This is a genomic window from Sphingobium sp. LF-16, assembly GCF_003711185.1.
Classification (GTDB): Bacteria; Pseudomonadota; Alphaproteobacteria; order Sphingomonadales; family Sphingomonadaceae; genus Sphingobium; species Sphingobium yanoikuyae_A.
The window spans coordinates 1,985,001-2,004,557 of sequence record NZ_CP029335.1 but is presented as its reverse complement, the minus strand read 5'-3'; the positions used below and the strand labels follow the sequence as shown (position 1 = coordinate 2,004,557).

13 protein-coding genes (1 of these 13 cut by a window edge) are annotated in these 19,557 nt (G+C 66.5%); 9 read left to right on the top strand and 4 right to left on the bottom strand.

The genetic code is table 11. The features are described from left to right. Window positions 1–30: 30 nt before the first annotated feature. From DIZ22_RS09330 to DIZ22_RS09315, 4 genes are all read left to right on the top strand, one after another. Window positions 31–744 (top strand): VIT family protein, encoded by a 714-nt coding sequence (locus DIZ22_RS09330; RefSeq protein WP_048939377.1) that lies wholly within the window; start codon window positions 31–33, stop codon window positions 742–744. A 39-nt stretch (window positions 745–783) separates the two neighbouring features. Beyond that, a complete protein-coding gene (locus tag DIZ22_RS09325; protein WP_048939378.1) occupies window positions 784–1,329 on the top strand; it encodes a glutathione peroxidase in 546 nt (181 codons plus the stop codon). A gap of 99 nt (window positions 1,330–1,428) precedes the next feature. Beyond that, a complete protein-coding gene (locus DIZ22_RS09320) occupies window positions 1,429–2,745 on the top strand; it encodes a M20/M25/M40 family metallo-hydrolase (RefSeq protein ID WP_048939379.1) in 1,317 nt (438 codons plus the stop codon). Between the two features lie 53 nt (window positions 2,746–2,798). Continuing rightward, complete coding sequence (locus tag DIZ22_RS09315) at window positions 2,799–3,443, top strand: trimeric intracellular cation channel family protein (RefSeq protein ID WP_004207533.1); 645 nt, start codon at window positions 2,799–2,801, stop codon at window positions 3,441–3,443. A gap of 19 nt (window positions 3,444–3,462) precedes the next feature. On the opposite strand, the gene DIZ22_RS09310 is transcribed toward DIZ22_RS09315, so the two are convergent. Beyond that, window positions 3,463–4,911: an amidohydrolase gene (locus tag DIZ22_RS09310; RefSeq protein ID WP_048939380.1), complete on the bottom strand. Its 1,449-nt coding sequence runs from the start codon at window positions 4,909–4,911 to the stop codon at window positions 3,463–3,465. Window positions 4,912–5,151: 240 nt separating this feature from the next. Between DIZ22_RS09310 and DIZ22_RS09305 the strand changes: the two genes are divergently transcribed. The 5 genes from DIZ22_RS09305 (at window position 5,152) to DIZ22_RS09290 (ending at window position 15,356) form a co-directional block, all read left to right on the top strand. Continuing rightward, a complete protein-coding gene (locus DIZ22_RS09305) occupies window positions 5,152–8,169 on the top strand; it encodes a TonB-dependent receptor (protein WP_048939381.1) in 3,018 nt (1,005 codons plus the stop codon). A 62-nt stretch (window positions 8,170–8,231) separates the two neighbouring features. After that, window positions 8,232–10,700 carry a zinc-dependent metalloprotease gene (locus DIZ22_RS09300; RefSeq protein ID WP_048939382.1) on the top strand — a complete coding sequence of 823 codons (2,469 nt, stop codon included), beginning with the start codon at window positions 8,232–8,234 and terminating at the stop codon, window positions 10,698–10,700. A 25-nt stretch (window positions 10,701–10,725) separates the two neighbouring features. Further along, entirely contained in the window at window positions 10,726–11,298 is a 573-nt protein-coding gene (locus DIZ22_RS22235) for a hypothetical protein (RefSeq protein WP_240626838.1), read from the top strand. Beyond that, the gene (locus DIZ22_RS09295) at window positions 11,274–12,521 is read left to right on the top strand and encodes a CIA30 family protein (RefSeq protein ID WP_240626837.1); all 1,248 of its coding nucleotides are present in this window, start codon (window positions 11,274–11,276) and stop codon (window positions 12,519–12,521) included. The genes DIZ22_RS22235 and DIZ22_RS09295 overlap by 25 nt, the downstream gene beginning before the upstream one ends. Window positions 12,522–12,611: 90 nt before the next feature. Further along, a complete protein-coding gene (locus DIZ22_RS09290) occupies window positions 12,612–15,356 on the top strand; it encodes a M14 metallopeptidase family protein (protein WP_107917579.1) in 2,745 nt (914 codons plus the stop codon). A gap of 42 nt (window positions 15,357–15,398) precedes the next feature. On the opposite strand, the gene DIZ22_RS09285 is transcribed toward DIZ22_RS09290, so the two are convergent. From DIZ22_RS09285 to DIZ22_RS09275, 3 genes are all read right to left on the bottom strand, one after another. Beyond that, window positions 15,399–16,466, bottom strand: coding sequence for a FecR domain-containing protein (locus tag DIZ22_RS09285; RefSeq protein WP_048938341.1), 1,068 nt, complete (start codon window positions 16,464–16,466; stop codon window positions 15,399–15,401). Between the two features lie 15 nt (window positions 16,467–16,481). Then, window positions 16,482–16,991, bottom strand: coding sequence for an RNA polymerase sigma factor (locus DIZ22_RS09280; RefSeq protein ID WP_048938342.1), 510 nt, complete (start codon window positions 16,989–16,991; stop codon window positions 16,482–16,484). 82 nt (window positions 16,992–17,073) lie between these two features. Beyond that, window positions 17,074–19,557: the 3' portion of a TonB-dependent receptor gene (locus DIZ22_RS09275; protein ID WP_053094342.1), read on the bottom strand. 60 nt of this gene lie beyond the right edge of the window; the window shows 2,484 of its 2,544 coding nt (coding positions 61–2,544); its start codon lies beyond the right edge, outside the window; the stop codon is at window positions 17,074–17,076.

Below are 19,557 nucleotides of genomic sequence, written 5' to 3'. Positions count from 1 at the left end.
GCTGGATGATCTGACAGGGGGCTCCATCATATGACCACGCCACGCGTCGAGCCGTCGCGACCGCATCATGCCGTCCATTATGTCAACCGGGTCGGCTGGTTGCGTGCGGCCGTGCTGGGCGCCAATGACGGCATCGTGTCGACCGCCAGCCTGATGACCGGCATCGCCGCATCGGGCGCGACGGGCGAGTCCATATTATTGTCGGGCATTGCCGCGCTGGTGGCGGGCGCCATGTCGATGGCGGCGGGCGAATATGTGTCGGTGAGCGCCCAGTCGGATACCGAGCGTGCCGATATCGCCAAGGAAAAGAAGGCTCTGGCAACGCAGCCTCATGCCGAATGGGAGGAGCTGCGCGACATTTATGTCGAGCGCGGGCTGGACTGGGACTTGGCTGGGCAGGTGGCTACCCAGTTGATGGCGACCGATCCGCTGGGCGCCCATGCCCGCGATGAGCTGGGCATTTCCGACCTCAGCACGCCGCGCCCGGTGCAGGCAGGGCTGGCCTCGGCGGCGAGCTTCGCCTGTGGCGCGGCGCCACCGGTAGTCGCCGCGGCCATCGCGCCGTCGCTGGCCGGGATCAGCGTCGTGCCGGTGTCGCTGCTCTGCCTGTTGCTGCTGGGCTATGTCGGGGCGCGGCTGGGCGGGGCGCGGCCGGGGCGGTCGATGCTGCGTACCTTCTTCTGGGGCGCGCTGGCGATGGCTGTGACGGCGGCGGCGGGGCATCTTTTCGGCGCCGCCATATGATGGCAAGGTCCGCCGCCTGATATCCAAGGGAGACGATGCATGACCGCAATTCAGCAAATACCGCTCAAGACCATCAAGGGCGCCGACGCGACCCTGGCCGATTATGCCGGCAAGGTCGTGCTCGCGGTCAATGTCGCCTCCAAATGCGGGTTGACGCCGCAATATGAGGGGCTGGAAAAGCTCTATGCCGATTATCGGGACAAGGGGCTGGTGGTCGCGGGCTTCCCGGCCAATGATTTCGGCGCCCAGGAGCCGGGCAGCAATGACGAGATCGCCACCTTCTGCACCACCAATTTCGGCGTCGATTTCCCGATGTTCGAGAAGATCGTGGTCAGCGGGCCGGACAAGCATCCGCTTTATGCCGCCCTGACGAGCGCGCAGCCCGAGGCGCAGGGCGATGGCGACAGCTTCCGCGAGCGGCTCAAGGGCTATGGCATGACGCCCAATCCGGTGCCGGAAATCCTTTGGAATTTCGAGAAGTTCGTGATCGCCAAGGATGGCAGCGTCGCGGCCCGTTTCGCACCGACGACCGCGCCCGATGATCCGGCGCTGGTTGCCGCGATCGAAGCTGAACTGGCGAAATAAGCATCCGACGGGTGGCGTGTCTGCGCGCGCCACCCGTTTTATTCTGCAGCCGTCCCAGAGCGGCCCATTTTTCCTTTGTTCCGGTGAAGTTACGAACCCATGCGACAGACTATTGTGAAGGCGGCCCTGTGCGGCGCGATGCTGCTGGCGACCACGGCGCAGGCGGCGCTGAGCCCGGCCGAACAGAAGATCGGCGCCAGCGTCGATGCCGGCCATGAGCCCGCGATCGCCCTCCTCGAAAAGATCGTGAACCAGAATAGCGGGTCGATGAATGTCGCCGGCGTCAAGGCGGTGGCCGACATGCTGCGGCCTGAGTTCGAGGCGCTGGGCTTCACCGTTAGCTGGAAGCCGATGGATCAGGTCAAGCGTGCCGGCCATTTCATCGCCGTGCATAAGGGCAAGGCGGGCACGACGAAGATGCTGCTGATCGGCCATCTCGACACGGTGTTCGAGCCGGACTCGCCGTTCCAGACCTTCAAGCGCGAGGGCGACTGGGCGGCCGGGCCGGGTGTTGGCGACGACAAGGGTGGGGTGGTGACGATGTTGCTCGCCCTGAAGGCGATGCAGGCGGCGGGCACGCTCAAGAACGCCAATATCGAGGTGGTACTGACCGGTGACGAGGAGGATTCGGGCGATCCGGTTTCGATCGCGCGCGCTGACCTGATCGCGGCCGGCAAGCGCGCCGACGTCGCGCTCGATTTCGAGGGGCTGAGCCGCGAGGACGGCAAGGATATGGGCTCGATCGCGCGCCGCTCCTCCAACAGCTGGACGCTGACCACCAGCGGCAAATCGGCGCACAGTTCGGGCATCTTCTCGGCCGCCGCCGGTGATGGCGCCGTCTATGAAATGGCGCGGATCATCACCGCTTTCCGCAAGGAATTGCCGGAGCCAAACCTGACCTTCAATGTCGGCCTGATCGGTGGCGGCCAGAGCGCGGACGTCGACAAGGACGGCGTGCGCATCGCCGTGACCGGCAAGACCAACATCATCCCGCCGATCGCCGTCGCCAAGGGCGATTTCCGCACGCTCAGCCAGGACCAGACCGAGCGGGTGCGGGCGAAGATGCAGGCAATTGTCGACAACGGCCATCTGCCCGGCACCGGTGCCAGCATCGCCTTTGATCTGGGCTATCCCTCCATGGCACCAACGGCGGGCAACCGCGCGCTGCTCGGCAGATTGAATGGCATCAACAAGGATTTGGGCCTGCCCGAAATGCCCGAGCTTGATCCGCTCAAGCGCGGCGCGGGCGATATCAGCTTCGTCGCGCAGGATGTCGACGGGCTGGTGGGGCTGGGCCTCGCCTCGACCGGCGACCATAGCCCGGCGGAAAAGGCGGACCTGTCCACCATGCCGCGCCAGGCCAAGCGGGCGGCCATATTGATGACCCGCCTGTCGGCCGAGAAGGGCCGGAAATGATCGTGCCTCGGGCGCCGGCTTCCGCTGGCGCCCGATAGCGGCTACGGAAAGCCATGCTGCCGCCGACCCCGACGATCGCCACCCATATCGGACCCGTGCTGGAGGCGTTGAGCCTGATCGGCACCTTCGTCTTCGGGGCTTCCGGCGCATTGGCTGCCGCGCGCCTGCGCCAGACATTGGTGACCTTTGCCTTCTTCGCCCTGCTGACCGGGGTGGGCGGCGGCACGGTGCGCGACCTGCTGATCGATGCGCCGGTCTTCTGGATCCATGATCCGGCGCCGTCGATTGTCTGCATGGCTGCCGCCATTACCGTCTGGATCACGCCGCGCCGCTGGTGGAGCGACCATGCGCTCGACTGGCTCGATGCGATCGGGCTGGCTGCCTTCGCGGTCTTTGGCGCGGCCAAGGCAATGAGCTTTGGCGTGCCGCCCTTTGTCGCGGGGATGATGGGCGTGGTCACAGGCTGTGTTGGCGGGATCATGCGCGACACGCTGGCGGGCGAGCCGTCGATCCTGCTGCGCCCCGAACTTTATGTCACAGCCGCAGCGTTCGCCTCCGGCCTGTTCGTGCTGTTGCGGCTGGCCGGGCTGGATGTGCCGGTCGCCGGCGTGATCGCGGCGCTGCTGGGATTTGGCCTGCGGGCGCTGGCAATCCGGCGCGGGCTGGGGTTGCCCGCCTATAAGGAGGCGGGCGAGTGATCGGCCTGCTTCGGGACCGTCACTTCCCGTTTCGATATTCCAGCGCCGGCCCCTTGTCGCCCAGCAGCGAGCGATAGACGAAATCCTTGCCGCGCCGGCGATCCAGTTCGGCCTTGGCCTCCGCCAGCGTGTCCGGGCTCTGGAACAGTTGCGCGGCGGTCAGCGCCATCGCCTTGGCGGCGACGACCGCGCCCTTGGTGCCGACGCTGGTGCCGCTGGCCGCGACTGCCTGCCAACTGTGCGGCGGGGTGCCGGGTGCCCAGGTGGCCGCGACCATGCCGACCGTCGGCGTCGTGTAGCTGACGTCGCCGACATCGGTGGAGGCGGGGGTCAGGCCGCCGCTGCTATAGGCTTCGACGCTGCCGTCGCCCATGCGCGTGCCCTTGGGGAAGCTCGACTGGATCTGGGTGATGAAGGCCTGCTCCTGCGCATTGTAGCTGGGCAGGGTCACCTGTTTCAGATTGTCATACATGACATGGCCCAGCGTGTCGTTGGGCAGCAGGTCGAAGGTGCCGCCGACCTGGTTGAACTCGACCGTGGTGCCGGTGCCCATGGCCGCGCCCTCGGCCGCCTTCTTCACCCGGTCCATGATGTCGGCGACCACCTGCTGGTTGGGGTGGCGGACATAATAATAGACCTCGGCCGTGTCTGGCACGACATTGGGCGCCTTGCCGCCATCGGTGATGACATAATGGATGCGGGTTTCCTGCGGCACATGTTCGCGCATCATGTTGACCATCGCGTCCATCGCCTCGACCCCGTCGAGCGCGGAGCGGCCGCGTTCGGGCGCGGCGGCGGCATGGGCAGCGGTGCCGTGGAAGCGGAACTTGCCGCTGATATTGGCGAGTGCCGTGTTCTGCGACGCGCTGTTGCTGTCGGCGGCATGCCAGTGGATCATCGCCGACACATCCTTGGTGAGGCCGGCGCGGACGATGAAGACCTTGCCCGATCCGCCTTCCTCCGCCGGGGTGCCATAGAGGCGCAGTTCGCCTTTGATCTTGTGCGCGACCATCCAGTCCTTGGTGGCGATGGCGGCCGCGACCGAGGCGGCGCCGAACAGATTATGGCCGCAGCCATGGCCGGCGATGCCCTCGATCGGCTTGCGCACCGGCTCGGCGGCCTGCGGCAGGCCGGGCAGCGCGTCATATTCGGCGAGCAGGCCGATGACCGGGCCGTCGCCGGTCCTGAAGCGGGCGACGAAGGCGGTCGGCATGCCGGCGATCCCGGCCTCGACCGTGAAGCCGGCGGCCTTTAGCTGCTGCTGCAACAGGGCCGAACTCTTGGTCTCCTGAAAGCCGATTTCGGCATAGTTCCAGATCTGCAGCGCGTTCTTGGCCAGCGCGTCGGCGCCGCGATCGACATCCGCCATGATCGCCATCTTGTCGCCATCGGCCAGCGGCCCGGCCAGGGCGGGCGCCGATGCGCCGAGCGCGAGGAAGGCGAGGAAGGAGCGGGCGAAGCGTGACATGGATGTATCCCCTGGCTGCATGAAGCGGGGCGGTCCGCACCATCCCCACTGGTGAAACGGCTTATCGATCAGGGCGATGGATACCACCATCACAAAAGTGAAATTTTTGATGGGGGAAATTTTCGGGCCTGCGTCTCCGACAATGAGAGGGTTTCCGGCCACGCAGCCGGACGAGGGGACAACCTCAAAAGATCAGAGCCCATCCGAAGGGATCGGATGGCGGGAGCCAGGGGAAGACATATGGGTGTGTATCGGAACAAGGGAGCCTGCGCGGCGAGCCTGATCGCCATGGGATGGGCCATGACCGCAGGCAGCGCATTGGCGCAGGACGCCGCCCCGGCGGCGGATGCGGCGGACGGCATCGTCGTCGTCGGCTCGCAGATCAAGGGCGCCAAGATCAACGAGGCGCTGCCGGTCACGGTGGTATCGACCGACGAAATCAAGAGCGCGGCTGCCGTGTCGGGCGATGAACTGTTCCGTTCGATCCCGCAATTTGGCGACGTCCAGTTCAACAGCCAATATCTGCCCGGCAGCTCCAACGGCGCGCGCGGCGACGTCGGCTCGCTCGACCTGCGCAGCCTGGGCATCGGCAACACGCTGGTGCTGCTGAACGGCCGCCGTGTTGTGGCCCACCCGACCAGCCAGGCGAACGACCAGCTGGTGCCGGTGCTGAGCTACAACACCAATGCCATCCCGGTGAACGGGCTGGAGCGGCTGGAAGTGCTGCGCGACGGCGCGGCCGCCATTTACGGCGCGGACGCGGTGGCGGGCGTGGTCAACACCGTGCTCAAGACCGACTATCAGGGCGCCGAACTGTCGCTGCAATATGGCGGCGCGGAAGGCACCGGCCTGCGCGAGTTCAACGCCAATGGCGTGATCGGCACCAACTTCGCCGAAAATCGCGGCAACATCACCCTTTTCGGCAGCTATGATCATGGCACCGGCCTGGATTCGACCGAGCAATATTATACCGAATCCTCCGACCGCCGTGGCCTGTTCGAAGGCACCGCGTTCGAAGGTTCGACCTCGCTTGACGGCCGGTCGACCACCACGCCCTTCGCCAACCTGCGCACCTATGGCAATGTGCCCGTCACCATCAATGGCACGTCCCTGACCAACGCATCGGGCCAGTTCCACCTGCAGCCGACCAGCAGTACGGGCTGCGTCGCCGCGATCGGCAATGATCGCTGCATCCAGAATGGTGCGATGGCGACGGCGGGCGCGGACCGCGACCTGCGTTATGACTCGCTGGCGCAGGGCACGTCGATCATGCCGCGCCTCAACCGCCTAAACCTGTTCATGACCGGCCATTATGACATCAGCGACGATGTCACCTTCTTCGCCGAAGCCGGCTTCTATCGCAGCAAGACCAAGGCGCAGCAGAGCCCGGTCGCTACGCTCAGCTCGATCCCCATCTATGTGCCGGCGAGCAATTACTGGAACCCGCTGGGCCAGGCCGTGTTCGCCAACGGTACCGTCAATCCCAACCGCCTGGCCGGCACCAATGCCCCGGCCGAGGGTCTGCCGCTCACCATCAACAATTATCTGTTCGAGGACTTCGGTCCTATGAACGTCACCGTGACCAACCAGCAATATCGCCTGCTGGCCGGCCTGCGCGGCGAGTTCAACGGCTTCAACTGGGAAAGCGCGATCAGCTATTCCGAAGCCTGGGCCCGCGACGTCAGCGACAATATCAGCCGCACCAAGCTGCAGGAATATCTGTCGCTGTCGACCCCGGACGCCTACAACATCTTCGGCACGTCGGTGAACAGCCAGTCGACCATCGACGCGATGCGCGAGGAACTGGTCCGCTATACCAAGTCGACCCTGGCGACCTATGACTTCCGCATTTCCAAGAGCGACCTGTTCACCCTGCCGGGTGGCAATGTCGGCTTTGCGGCCGGCATCGAGGCACGGCGCGAGACCCAGCTTGACGATCGCGATCCGCGCATCGACGGCACCATCACCTACACCGATCCGCTGACCGGCGCGGTCTCGGGCGACTTCGTCAACTCCGCGCTCAACAACGACACCAGCGGCCATCGCGAAGTGTTCGGCGCCTATGCGGAATTTGCCGTGCCGCTGGTTTCGCCGGAAATGGACATTCCGCTGGTGCGCAGCCTGGATCTCCAGCTGGCCGGCCGTTACGAACATTATAGCGATTTCGGCGATGTCGCCGTGCCCAAGATCGCCGGTGCCTGGGAAGTGGTGCGCGGCATCCGCTTCCGTGGTTCCTGGGCCAAGTCGTTCCGCGCCCCGAACCTGGAGCAGACCAACGCGACGGTCGTGACGCGCGCGAACAGCCGCACCGACTATATCATGTGCGAGGCGGACGTCCGCGCCGGCCGCATCACCGACTTCTCGCAATGTTCGCGGGCGCAGACCACCTCGGCCCGGCGCTCGGGTAACCCGGATCTCGATCCTGAACGGGCAAAGACCCTGTCCTTCGGCGTCGTGCTGGAGCCGCCGCTGCCCGACGGCATGGGCCATCTGACCTTCACCACCGACTGGTGGCGGGTGCGCCAGACCGGCCTGGTCGGCATCTTCGGCGAAGGCAATGCGCTGATCCTCGACTATCTGCTGCGCAAGCAGGGTTCGAGCAATCCGAACGTGATCCGCGCCGCGGCGACCGCTTCGGATGTCGAAGCCTTTGCCGGCACCGGCCTGACCCCGGCGGGCGAGGTTCTCTACGTCCTCGACCAATATACCAATTTGCAGCCGCAGACGGTGAAGGGCCTGGACTTCAACCTGACCTATCGCACGCCTGAAACCAGCGTCGGCAGCTTCAACTTCGCGGTCAATGCGTCGCACTTCCTGAAATATTATCAGGAACCCTCGCCGGGCATCGCCGAACTGCTGGCGGCGCAGGACGCGGGCGACATCGACGCCGCCGTCAACATCTCGGGCGGCCGCAGCCTGCTGCAGCTCGATCGCAAGCCCAAGTGGCGCGGTTCGGCCTCGCTCACCTGGTCGCTGAACAATGTGACGGTCGGCGCCTTCGCCCAATATACCGGCAAGGTCTATGACACCGGCCTGATCGACGCCGACGGCGATTACTGGACGGTCAAGGCGACCACCACGGCGAACCTCTATGGCCAGTATCGCTTCACCGAGGGATCGCTGAGCGGCACCAGCATGCGCATCGGCGTGCGCAACCTGTTCGACAAGGCACCGCCGCTGTCGTCCAGTGGCTATCAGGGCCAGCTTTATTCGCCGCTGCGTCGCTATTGGTACTTGAACGTCAGCCACAAATTCTGATGCCTCCTGGGGCACCGGCCATCCGGCCGGTGCCCATTTTTTGCTTTCGGGACATGTTATTGATGAAATCGCTGCGCGCGCTGCCGCTTGTCGCCCTGATGATCCTGAGCGTGCCGGCCGGCACCGCGCTGGCCCAGCCCGCGCCGGCGGCAAGTCCGGCCCCGGCCAGCTTGTTCACGCTGGCGGGCGGGCAGAAGATCGTCCTGCCCAAAGCGGGCGCCAATGGCGTCATCGCCCGCTATCTCTACACCCCCTCGATCGCGGGCGGCCTGGGCGCAGCCGAGATCGGCCTGGATCGCGCGCGGCTGGGCGAGACGCAGGTGCTGCTGTTCCGCAAGGTCGGCAACAAGGTGCTGGCCGAGTTCGAGAATTACCGTTTCCGCGCGCTCAACGGAGACGCCGGCGAGGAACAGGCGGTCGCGCGCTCCTTCTCCAATTCGCCGATCTGGTCGGGTGATATTGTCAGCGAAGATGACAAGGGCATCACGGTGGACCTGTCCGGCCTGCTGATGCGCGATGCCTTTGACGTCGCCGCGCGGCTGAAGGCGACCAAGGCCGGCACTTTCAAGATTGCGCCGGCGCTGTCCTATGTCGATCCGACGCAGAGCCTGGCCTTTCCCGACAATGTCGAGTTCGAGGCGTCGCTGACCTTCACCAGCGACGAGCCGGGGCGCAGCATCGAGCGGGTGCTACCCGATGCGCGCGGGCTGACGGTGCGGGTGCATCACAGCTTCATTCGTCTGCCCGACGCCAATTTCCACACCCGCGCTCATGATCCGCGCACCGGCACGTCGGTCCAGGTCATCCGCAACAATTATGCCGCCGCGCTGGACGAGCCGATCGTCACCCGGCTGGTCCGCCGGTTCCGGCTGGAAAAGACCGATCCCAATGCCGCGCGTTCGGCCGTCAGGAAGCCGATCATCTTCTATGTCGACCGTGCCGCGCCGCAGGCGATCCGCGATGCGCTGAAGGAAGGCGCCCAATGGTGGGCGCAGGCGTTCGACGCGGCCGGCTTCGTCAATGCCTTCCGGGTGGAGGAATTACCGGTCGGCGCCAATCCGATGGACGCGCGCTACAATGTCATCGCCTGGGTCCATCGCGAGACGCGCGGCTGGTCGACGGGCACCACCATCGTCGATCCGCGCAGCGGCGAAATCGTGCGCGGCGTGGTGCAGCTGGGATCGCTGCGGGCCTGGCAGGACAAACTGATCTTCGAGGGGCTGGCCGGCGCGGCGAAGGAGGGCACCGGTGCCAGCGACGACCCGATCATGCTGGTGAAGGCGCGGCTGCGCCAGCTCGCCGTGCATGAGGTCGGCCATGCGCTGGGCCTGTCCCATAATTTCGCCGGTTCGACCTTCGAGAACCGGGCGTCGGTGATGGACTATCCCGCGCCGCGCATCGCCGTGCGGGACGGTGCGCTCGACTTTTCCGACGCCTATGCCACCGGCGTCGGCGCCTGGGACAAGTTCGCGATCGACTGGCTCTATCGCCAGTTCCCGGCCGGCACCGACGAGAAGGGCGCGCTCGACGCCATGACCCGCGCGGTCCAGGCCAAGGGCTATCGCTTTGTCGCCGATGGTGACACACGCGGCGATGGCGATGCCCAGCCCTGGGGCAATATGTGGGATGATGGCACGGATGCCGCCGCGCAACTCACCCACATCATGGATGTGCGCCGGATCGCGCTCGACCGCTTCGGCCTTGACAACCTGCCCGCCGGGGCGGCTGCCGCCGACCTGCGCCGGATGATCGTGCCGATCTATCTGTTCCACCGTTACCAGGTGACGGCCGCGTCGAAGCTGATCGGCGGGGTGGATTACAGCTATGCGGTGAAGGGCGATGGCCATGAGCAGGCGCTGCCGGTCGACGCCGCGCAGCAGCGGGCGGCGCTGCGCGCCCTGCTCGCGACACTCGATCCCGCCGCGCTCGATCTGCCCGATCGCCTGTCACCTTTGCTGTCATCGATCCAGTCGGGCATGAGCGACCGCCAGACCGACATCGAACTGCTGCCCGGCCGCACCGCCGCCGCCTTCGACTGGGCGCGCGCGGCCGAAGTGGCGGCCGACGGCAGCTTCATCGCGATGCTGGCGCCCGAGCGGCTCAATCGGCTGGTGGCGCAGCATGCCGCCGATGCCGGCCAGCTGTCGCTCGACGAATATCTGGGCGCGATCGACGATCGGGTGATGGCCGCCGGGGCAATGGGCCGGCAGGCGGAAATCGCGCGACAGGTTCGTGCCCGCTATGTCCTGCGCCTCATCAGCCTGGCCGATGACAAGCAATTGTCGTCGACCGCGATCGCGATCGTGCGGGCGCATATGGAAAGCTTGGCTGGGCGCCTCGGCAAGCGCGGCGCCGCCGCCGACGCTGCGCATAATCGCTATCTTGCCACCATGCTGACGGCCTCGCCCGAGGAGCGCGCCAAGCTGGCCGAGCCGATCGCGCCGCCGCCGCCGATCCCGCCGGGTGCGCCGATCGGCAGCGATGCAGAATGCTGGTTCTGCATGCCGGCCGTGCCGGCGACCGAAGAATAATCATTGCCTTTGAGGGGGAAGTCCCATGCGTAAATCTGTTGTCACTGCTCTGCTGGCCTCGGCCATCGCCCTGCCGATCGCGCTGCATTCCGCCGCCTCCGTCTCGGCCCCGGCCGATGGTGGCACGGTCGCCATCGTCGGCGCGACCATTTTCGACGGCACCGGCGCGGCGCCCGCGCCCGGCACCGTGCTGATCCAGGATGGCCGCATCACCGCCGTCGGCGCCGATGTGAAGGTGCCGCGCGGCGCCAGGGTCATCAACGTCAAGGGCAAGGCGCTGCTGCCCGGCTTCTTCGACGTCCATACCCATTGGACCGCCGGCGGCAGCCCCAGCACTTTCCCGCAGATCGCCAATGCCTATGTCGCGGCTGGCGTGACCACGGTGAATGATTTCAATGAAGCGCCCGAGGCGTTCGCGCCGCTGCGCGCCTGGCTGGGCCAGATGAACGCCCCCATGTCCGCTTCGCCGCGCGGATCAGCACGCCCGGCGGCCATGGCGCCGACTGGGCCGATCAGGCGACCACCATCTGGGTCAACACGCCCGGCGCCGGCAAGGCCGCGATCGAGAGCCTGGTGCCCTATCAGCCCGATCTGGTGAAGATCTTCTCCGACGGCTGGCGCTATGGCGTGTCGCCCGACAATACCAGCATGGACGAATGGACGCTGAAGGCGACGGTCGAAGCGGCGCATGTCCAGAACTGGCCGGTGCTGACCCACACCGTCACCGTCGATCGCGGCCTGGTCGCGGCGCGGGCGGGCGTGGACTCGCTGGCCCATGGCCTGCAGGACCGGCCGATCACCGCCGAGGAAGTCGCCGCGATCAAGCAGAGCGGCATGGCGATGGCCCCGACGCTGGCGGTCTATGATCCCTATAAGCGCGGCGACGTGAAGGCGGACGATCCGCGCCTGAAGCAGACATTCCGCAAGTTCGGCTTTGCGCTGGGCAATGTGAAGGCGCTGTTCGATGCCGGCGTGCCGATCGCGCTGGGCACCGATGCGGGCATGCCGGGCACGCCGCATGGTCCGTCCACCCTGCACGAGATGGAATTGCTGGTGCAGGCCGGCCTGACGCCGAGCCAGGCGCTGGTCGCCGGCACCCAGACCAGTGCGAAGATCATGCGCATCGATGCCGATCGCGGCACCATTGCGGTCGGCAAGCGCGCCGACATCGTGCTGATCGACGGCACGCCCTGGACCAACATCAAGGATGTCTACAAGGTCTCGCAGGTGCTGATCGACGGCAAGCTGGCCTATGGCGCCGGCGCCCCGGCGCTTCCCGCCGCCAACAAGACCGACCGTCTGCCCTCGATCAGCGTGCCTGCGCTGATCGACGATTTCGAGCGCGACGATCGCCGCTCGTCGATCGACACGCTGCGCGTCGACACGCCCGATGGCGGCATCGACCGGTCGGTCGAGATCACCCAGACGGTGCCGCGCGACGAGGGCGGCAAGGCGCTGTCGCTGTCGGCGCGCATGGCGGTCAAGGAAGCGGCCTATGCCGGCTTCGCCATTCCGCTGAGCCGCGGGTCGATCACCCCGGCGAAGATCAGCGGCTATAAGGGCCTGCGCTTCGAGCTGAAGGGCGACGGCACCTATACCGTTCGCCTGAACGGCCTGGACGGCGTCTGGGAAGCGCAGGTGCAGGGCGGCGCCGGCTGGGCTGCGGTCGAGGTGCCGTTCAGCCAGTTCAAGCCGGTCGAGCGGCGCGGCAAGGTCGGCCCGGCCTTCACCGGTGACGGCATCACCCAGGTCGAGTTCGGCGGATCGCGCGGTCCGGGCAAGCGCATGTGGTTGCAGATCGACAATGTCCGCTTCTACTAAGGGCTGACGGCCTGTTCGAAAGGGGCGCGATGAAGCATCGCGCCCTTTCCCCTTTCTGCCCGCTTACGACCAGATATCTGGAGAGATTGCATGAAACCCCATTGGCTTTTCCTGTCGGGCGCGCTGTTGTTGCAGGCGGTTCCTGCTGCGGCTCAGACCACCGCCCAATCCGGCACGCCGACCCCGCCCGAGCGCTTCTTCAAGCAGCCGCCGGGGACCGACTATTATCTCGCCAACTACAGCGAATATGAGGCCTATCTCCAGAAGCTGGCGACCGAAAGCGACCGGATGAAGCTGGTCGACATCGGCAAGAGCGCGGAAGGGCGCAGCCAGTGGATGGCGATCGTCTCCTCGCCCGCGAACCTGGCCAAGCTGGACGAGTATCGCGCCATTGCCGAGAAGCTGGCCCGTGCCCATGGCGTGGACGAGGCGCAGGCGCGCACGCTGGCGGCGCAGGGCAAGGCGGTGGTCTGGATCGACGCGGGCATGCACGCGACCGAGACGGTGACGTCGCAGGGACAGATCCAGGTGCTTTACCGGATGCTGACCCAGTCGGACCCGGAAACGATGCGCATGCTGGACGACTGCATCATCCTGTTCGCGCATGACAATCCCGATGGCATGGAACTGGTCGCCAACTGGTATATGCGCTCGGCCGATCCCAAGAAGCGCGAGATGGCGACGCTGCCACGCCTCTACCAGAAATATATCGGCCACGATAATAATCGCGACAGCTTCATGGCGGCGATGCCCGAGACCGAGAATGTCAATCGGGTGCTGTTCCGCCAATGGTATCCCCAGATCGTCTATAACCAGCATCAGACCGGGCCGGAGGGCATGGTGGTGTTCGTGCCGCCGTTCCGCGATCCGTTCAATTTCAACTATGACCCGATCGTCATGGCGCAGCTCAACGAAGTCGGCTTCGCCATGCATTCGCGCCTGATTTCCGAAGGCAAGGCTGGTTCCGGCACGCGCAGCGCGGCGCCCTATTCGACCTGGCACAATGGCATGGAACGGTCGGTCGCCTATTTCCACAACAGCATCGGCCTGCTGACCGAGATCATCGGCGGGCCGACCCCGGCGAAAATCCCGCTGGTGCCGTCGACCCAGTTGCCCCGCGGTGACGAGATGATGCCGATCGGCCCGCGTGACTGGCATTTGCAGGATTCGCTCGACTATCAGTGGACGCTGGACCGCGCCGTCATCGACTATGCCTCGCGCAATCGCGAGCGGCTGTTGTTCAACATCTGGAAGATGGGCGCCAACAGCATCGAGAAGGGCAGCAAGGATAGCTGGACCATCACCCCGTCCAAGGTCGACCGGCTGGCCAATGCCAAGGCGCTGGACGAAGGGCGTGGCCCCAAGAAGGTCGATCCCGGCCTCTACAAGACGATGCTGCAGGCCCCGGCCGAGCGTGATCCGCGCGCCTATATCATCCCTGCCGACCAGCGCGACATGCCCACCGCGATCGCCTTCCTCAATGCGCTCATCAAGAATGGCGTCGAGGTGGAGCGGGCCGACGCGCCGTTCCAGGCGGGCGGGAAAAGCTATGCCGCCGGTTCCTATATCGTGCGCACCGACCAGGCCTATCGCCCGCATGTAATCGACATGTTCGAGCCGCAGGATCATCCGCACGATACGGATTTCCCCGGCGGCCCGCCCAAGGCGCCCTATGACATTACCGGCTATACGCTGGCCTATCAGATGGGGATCGGCTTCGACCGGCTGCTCGACGGGCTGGACCAGCATTTCACCCCGGTGCCCGACCTGCTGGCGCCGCCGCCCGGCCGGATCGTCGGCCAGGGCAAGGCTGGCTGGATCGTCGGCCATGAAAGCAATAACAGCTTCATCCTGACCAACCGACTGTTGAAGGCGGGCGTGCGTCCGGCCTGGCTGAAGCAGGCGATGAGCGCCGATGGCGAGGCGATGCAGACCGGCGCGATCTGGATCCCGGCATCGGCCGGCGCGCAGAAGATCATCGGTGACGCGGTGACGCAGTTGGGCCTGACCGCCCATGCGCTCGATGCCGCGCCGCAGGGTGATCGCATTGCGCTCAAACCCCTGCGCATCGGCCTGGTCGATCGTTATGGCGGCAATATCCCGACCGGCTGGACCCGCTTCCTGCTGGAGAAGTTCGAATTCCCGTTCGCGCCGGTCTATGCCAAGCGTCTGGATGCCGGCAATCTGGCGAAGGATTATGACGTGCTGCTGTTCGCCGACGGCGCACTGCCGCCGAGCGGCGCCTGGGGAACGGCCCGCGCTGGCAAGCAGCCGGACGTCAAGGATACGCCGGCCGAGTTCGTGCCGATGCTGGGCGATCTGACCGACGCCAAGACGGTGCCGGCGGTCGCGGACTTTGCCCGCAATGGCGGCGCGGTGGTGGCGATCGGCAATTCGGCCCGCTTCATCGACCTGTTTGGCACGCCGCTCAAGCCCGCGCTGGCACGGGAAGTGGAGGGGGCGATGAAGCCGCTCGACACCAAGAGCTTCTTCATCCCCGGATCGATCCTGCGCGCGCGCGTCGATAACCGCCAGCCGCTGGCCTATGGCCTGCCCGATCAGGTGGACATGTTCTTCAACCGTTCGCAGACCTTCGTGACGGCGAATGCCATCCCCTATGGCCAGGTGTCCTGGTTCGAGGGCCGCGACCTGCTGCGCAGCGGCTGGGCCGTGGGACAGGAGAAGCTGGCCGGCACGATCGCCGTCGCCGATGTCGATGTCGGCAAGGGCAAGCTGCTGGTGATGGGGCCGGAAGTGGCGCAGCGCGCCCAATCCTATGGCACGTTCAAATTCCTGTTCAACGCGCTGCTCTATGGCGCGGCCGATCGGAAATAAGGGAAAGACACGGGGCGTCGACAGGCGCCCCGTTCTTCCAGATCAGCCCCGGACGGCGCAGTCGCCGGGGATGATCTGGTCGCCGCGGGTCAGGACGATCCGGTCGGCGCTACGCGCTACATGCACCAGCCCCTGCTGCTCCAGCGCTTCGGCCAGGCCATCGGCATTGTCGATGTCGAACACGCCGCTGATGGCGATATGCGCGGCATCCTCCTTCACCTCCAGCCGGCCCGAGCCATAGCGGTTCATTTCCGCCGCGACGTCGGACAGGCAGCGGCCGGTGAAGACGATGCGCCCTTCGCGCCAGGCGCTTTCGCGGGTCACGTCGACCGGATCGACCGAAACGCTCTGATCCTTCTGCGTCAGCCGCATGCCGGCCGGCAACAGGGTGGCGCGGCTGCCATCGCGCGTCCTGGCGGTGGTGACGACGCGCACCAGCCCTTCGGTGGTCGTCACCTGTTCCCGGCCCGAAAGGCGCGACACGTCGAAGGCGGTGCCGACCGCCGTGGCCGTGAGCTTGCCGGCCGATACGCTGAAGGGGCGGCTCTTGTCCTTCTGAACGGCGAAATAGGCGCGGCCCGATTCCAGCGCGACCGCCCGCTTGTCGGCGGAGAAGGCAAAGCGGATCGCACTGTCGGCGTCCAGGATCACGCGCGAACCATCGGGCAGCTGGATATTGCGGCGGCGGCCGGCCGGGCTGAACAGGCGCGTGCCCGCAGCCTGCGCCACCTGTTCGCCGGACAGGGCGGGCGGCACGGGATGCTCGGCGGGGCGGCTGGTAAACCAGAGCGTCGCCGGCACCGCCAGCAGCGCGGTCAGCGAGGCTGCCAGCAAAGCCGCGCGCCACGGGCGGCGGCCGGCCGAGGGGGCGGAGGCTTCGGTCTGGCGCGCCTGCATCTGGGCGAGCATCGCCGCGATCGCATCATCCTGTTCCGCAGCGCCGGCGACGTCCCAGCCGCGCTCGACCGCGTCCATGGCCGCGCGATGCGCCGGGGCCGCGTCGCACCAGGCGGCGATCGCCGCCCGTTCGGCGGATGTCGCCGTGCCGGACTGCAACCGCGCCCAATGGGCGGCGGCGATGTCGAAGGGGTCGTCCCCGTCCTGGGTCATGAAGTGACCGCTATCCTATCGTGCCATGCGCCGGGCGATATGCGCGACGGCCTTGGCGACATGTTTCTCGATCGCGCTCACCGAAATGCCCAGCCTTTCCGCAATATCGCCATAGGCCAGCCCTTCGTAGCGCCGCATCAGGAAGATGTCGCGGGTCCGTTCCGGCAGCTCTTCCAGCGCGCGGACGACCTGGGCGATCTCTTCCCTTGCCTGTAAGACGCGGTCGGCGGTCCGTTCCTCAGCAGGATGATCCTTTTCCGTCAGTTCGTCATGCCCCTTGGCATGACGGACCTGATCGCGCCGCGCCTGATCGCGCAATACGCTGGACGCGGTGCGGAAGATATAGCCTTCCAGATTGTCGATGCCGTCGGGCGACTGGCGCACATGCATGCGCAGCATCACGTCCTGTATCAGGTCGTCGACGATATGGGCGTTGGCCACGCGACGGGCGAAATAGCGGCGCAGCGCCGGGATATAGGCGGAATAGTCGGTCGCCCTGTTTTCCGCCCCGCCCGGTTGCGGCAACGACGATCCTGATAGACGGTTCAACCCCGAAACCCCTTGTCCGCGCTTTCAAACCCCTTGCGGGCCGCCCCGGCGACCCGCATCACCAATGCCGGTCCCAGCTCAGCAGGATCGATCGCGGTCCTGAACTGAACGTTTGACCGACCCCATATCCGTTAGTCACCGCGCGCAAATTCGCGACGCGGTTGAAAATATTGCGCGCGCGCAGCGACAGGCTGGTCCGTTCCCGGCGCCAGCTCAGCCCCGCGCCGAACAGCGAGAAGCTCGACGTCTCGACGAAATCGGGATCGTCGCGGGTGAATGTGGACCAGGAACCCGACTGATATTGCCAGTCACCCTCGACCGTCAGTTGGCCATGGCCGCCAACCGGCCAGCTGCGCGCCAGGCTGGCCTGCAACCGGCGATGCGGCACGAAGGGGATGCTGTCGCCCTTGTCGGCGCCGCCGACCAGCGGCGCGGCGTCGGACACGCGGGTCAGGTCGGCGCGGATCAGGCTGGCCTCCAGTCGGGCGGTGAGACCCGGCAGCGGCCGGGCGACCAGTTCGAACTCGGTGCCCAGGATCATCGTATTGCCGACATTGACCAGATAGGCGTGCGAGCGATTTTCCGACAGCGCCCGATACTGCATGTCGCGCCAGTCGTTCATATAGGCGGTCAGCGTCATCTCGCTGTCGCGCCAGAGATGCAGGTTGAAGCCGAGTTCCGCGCCCCACAGGCTGTCGCCATCATAGGTGCGGCGATCGGGCAGCAATACCGAAGCCGTATTGACCCCGCCCGGCCGGATGCTGCGCGTCAGCTGGGTATGCCAGCTGGCGCCCGGCGCGATCGGCAGGTCGATATGGACGCGGGTGCTGAGCCCGCCCGAGCGGCTGACGGTGCGCGGCCAGGAGTCGATCGATCCGCTGAGCAGGTTGGGCACGACCACGTCATTCTGCGATGCGACGCGATAATCATCATAGCGCAGCCCGAGCGAAACCAGCAGGTCGTCCTCCCGATAGGAGAGCGTCCCGAACAGCGCCGCCTGGTCACGGCTGATTGCCAGCCGGCGCGCACCGAACAGTTCGCCGGTCACATCGGGGTCACCGCTGTAGGAGGAGAGTTCGCTGCGCAGCCGCTCGCTGCGATGATCGATCAGCACGCCCGCCACCCAGCCCAGCCCGTGAACATTGTCATGGCCTAGGCGCAGTTCCTGCAGGATGCGGGTCGACACGATCGGAATATGCAGCAGCGACGGCGCGAGGCCGGCGGCATAATCGGCGAATTGCTGCGTCTGCGCCGGATCGCAGGACGGACTGTCGAGCCCGAAATAGCGTTGGCAGGCTTCGGGATCCTGCCCCTGCAACAAGGTGGCGTTGGTCCGGTCATAACGCCGGTCGAGCGACCAGCGATAGGCGGCGGTGATGCTGGTCAGGCGGACCGGACCGCCGCCATAGCCGATCTTGAGCCGCCCCATCAGGAAGTCATGGGTGGTGGGCGCGGCGAAATAGCGATCGGTGCGATAGGGGCCGAGCGACTGGAACCAGGAGGAGGCATCGGCGATGCGGCGATGCTGCCAGGTGAGCAGCGCCGATATGTCGAGATCGGGCTGCGGCACGATCCGCGCGATCAGGCGCAGCCCCGATATGTCGTCGTCATTGACGTTGCGCGCGCCGGTGCGGACATTGTCGACATAGCCGCCGGCGCGGCTGGCATAGGCGGTCGCGCGCAGGGCCGCGCGCTGGCCCAGCGGAATATTGAGCGTGGAGGAAGCCGACAGGTCGGGCTCGCCGCCCTGCTGCATGCCCAGGCCCAGGCTGGCGCCGCCGCCCCATTGGCCCAGATGCGGTTCTTCCGGCGCGATCTCGATCTCGCCGGCAAGCGCGCCGACGCCATGTTCGGCGCTGCGTGCGGTGCGGGCGATGCGGACCTGCGCGACGTCGACCAGCGACAGGTCGCTGGTCGTGCGCGCGGCGTCGCTGCCGGTGCCGGACGGTCCGGCGATCGGCACATCACCGAAATAGACCAGGGTGGTCGATTCCCCCGCCATGCCGACGCCGCGCACGACCAGCGCCCGCTGCCCGGCATTGCCCGGTTCGCTGCTGATGCCGGGACTGGCTTCGACCAGGGTCGCGATCCCCGCCGCGCTGGGCCGTAGCCGCAGGTCGCCGGCAAAGCTGACCGGGTCGATGCGACGCTGCGCGGTGACGATCAGCGGGCGGGCGGGAGGCAGGGGGGATGGGGGGGCGGCGGCGGCAATGTCGGTCGTGCTGCGGACCGGGGAGGCCGGCTCGATCAGGATGACATGGGCGTCCGTCTCGCGGAAGGTCAGGCCGCTGCCCTTGAGCAGCCGGCGCAGCGCGCTCGAAAAGGGCATGGTGCCCGACAGCCGGTGCGACGTCGCCGAACCGGCAAGGGCGGATCGGAAGACGATCTGCCGCCCGGCCTGCAGGGCAAGCTGCTGGATCGCGGTTTCGAGCTTCTGAGGGGGTATGTCGAATGCCGTGTCGCCGCCGTTGCGGGCGAATGCCGGGGCGGGGATGAGGGGCAGGGCCAGGAATAGGGGCGCGCCGATTGTCGCGATCCGGCG

Coding starts and splice junctions, on each gene's coding strand:
- DIZ22_RS09330 (WP_048939377.1), top strand. CDS start 31: ATGACCACGCCACGCGTCGAGCCGTCGCGACCGCATCATGCCGTCCAT.
- DIZ22_RS09325 (WP_048939378.1), top strand. CDS start 784: ATGACCGCAATTCAGCAAATACCGCTCAAGACCATCAAGGGCGCCGAC.
- DIZ22_RS09320 (WP_048939379.1), top strand. CDS start 1,429: ATGCGACAGACTATTGTGAAGGCGGCCCTGTGCGGCGCGATGCTGCTG.
- DIZ22_RS09315 (WP_004207533.1), top strand. CDS start 2,799: ATGCTGCCGCCGACCCCGACGATCGCCACCCATATCGGACCCGTGCTG.
- DIZ22_RS09310 (WP_048939380.1), bottom strand. CDS start 4,911: ATGTCACGCTTCGCCCGCTCCTTCCTCGCCTTCCTCGCGCTCGGCGCA.
- DIZ22_RS09305 (WP_048939381.1), top strand. CDS start 5,152: ATGGGTGTGTATCGGAACAAGGGAGCCTGCGCGGCGAGCCTGATCGCC.
- DIZ22_RS09300 (WP_048939382.1), top strand. CDS start 8,232: ATGAAATCGCTGCGCGCGCTGCCGCTTGTCGCCCTGATGATCCTGAGC.
- DIZ22_RS22235 (WP_240626838.1), top strand. CDS start 10,726: ATGCGTAAATCTGTTGTCACTGCTCTGCTGGCCTCGGCCATCGCCCTG.
- DIZ22_RS09290 (WP_107917579.1), top strand. CDS start 12,612: ATGAAACCCCATTGGCTTTTCCTGTCGGGCGCGCTGTTGTTGCAGGCG.
- DIZ22_RS09285 (WP_048938341.1), bottom strand. CDS start 16,466: ATGACCCAGGACGGGGACGACCCCTTCGACATCGCCGCCGCCCATTGG.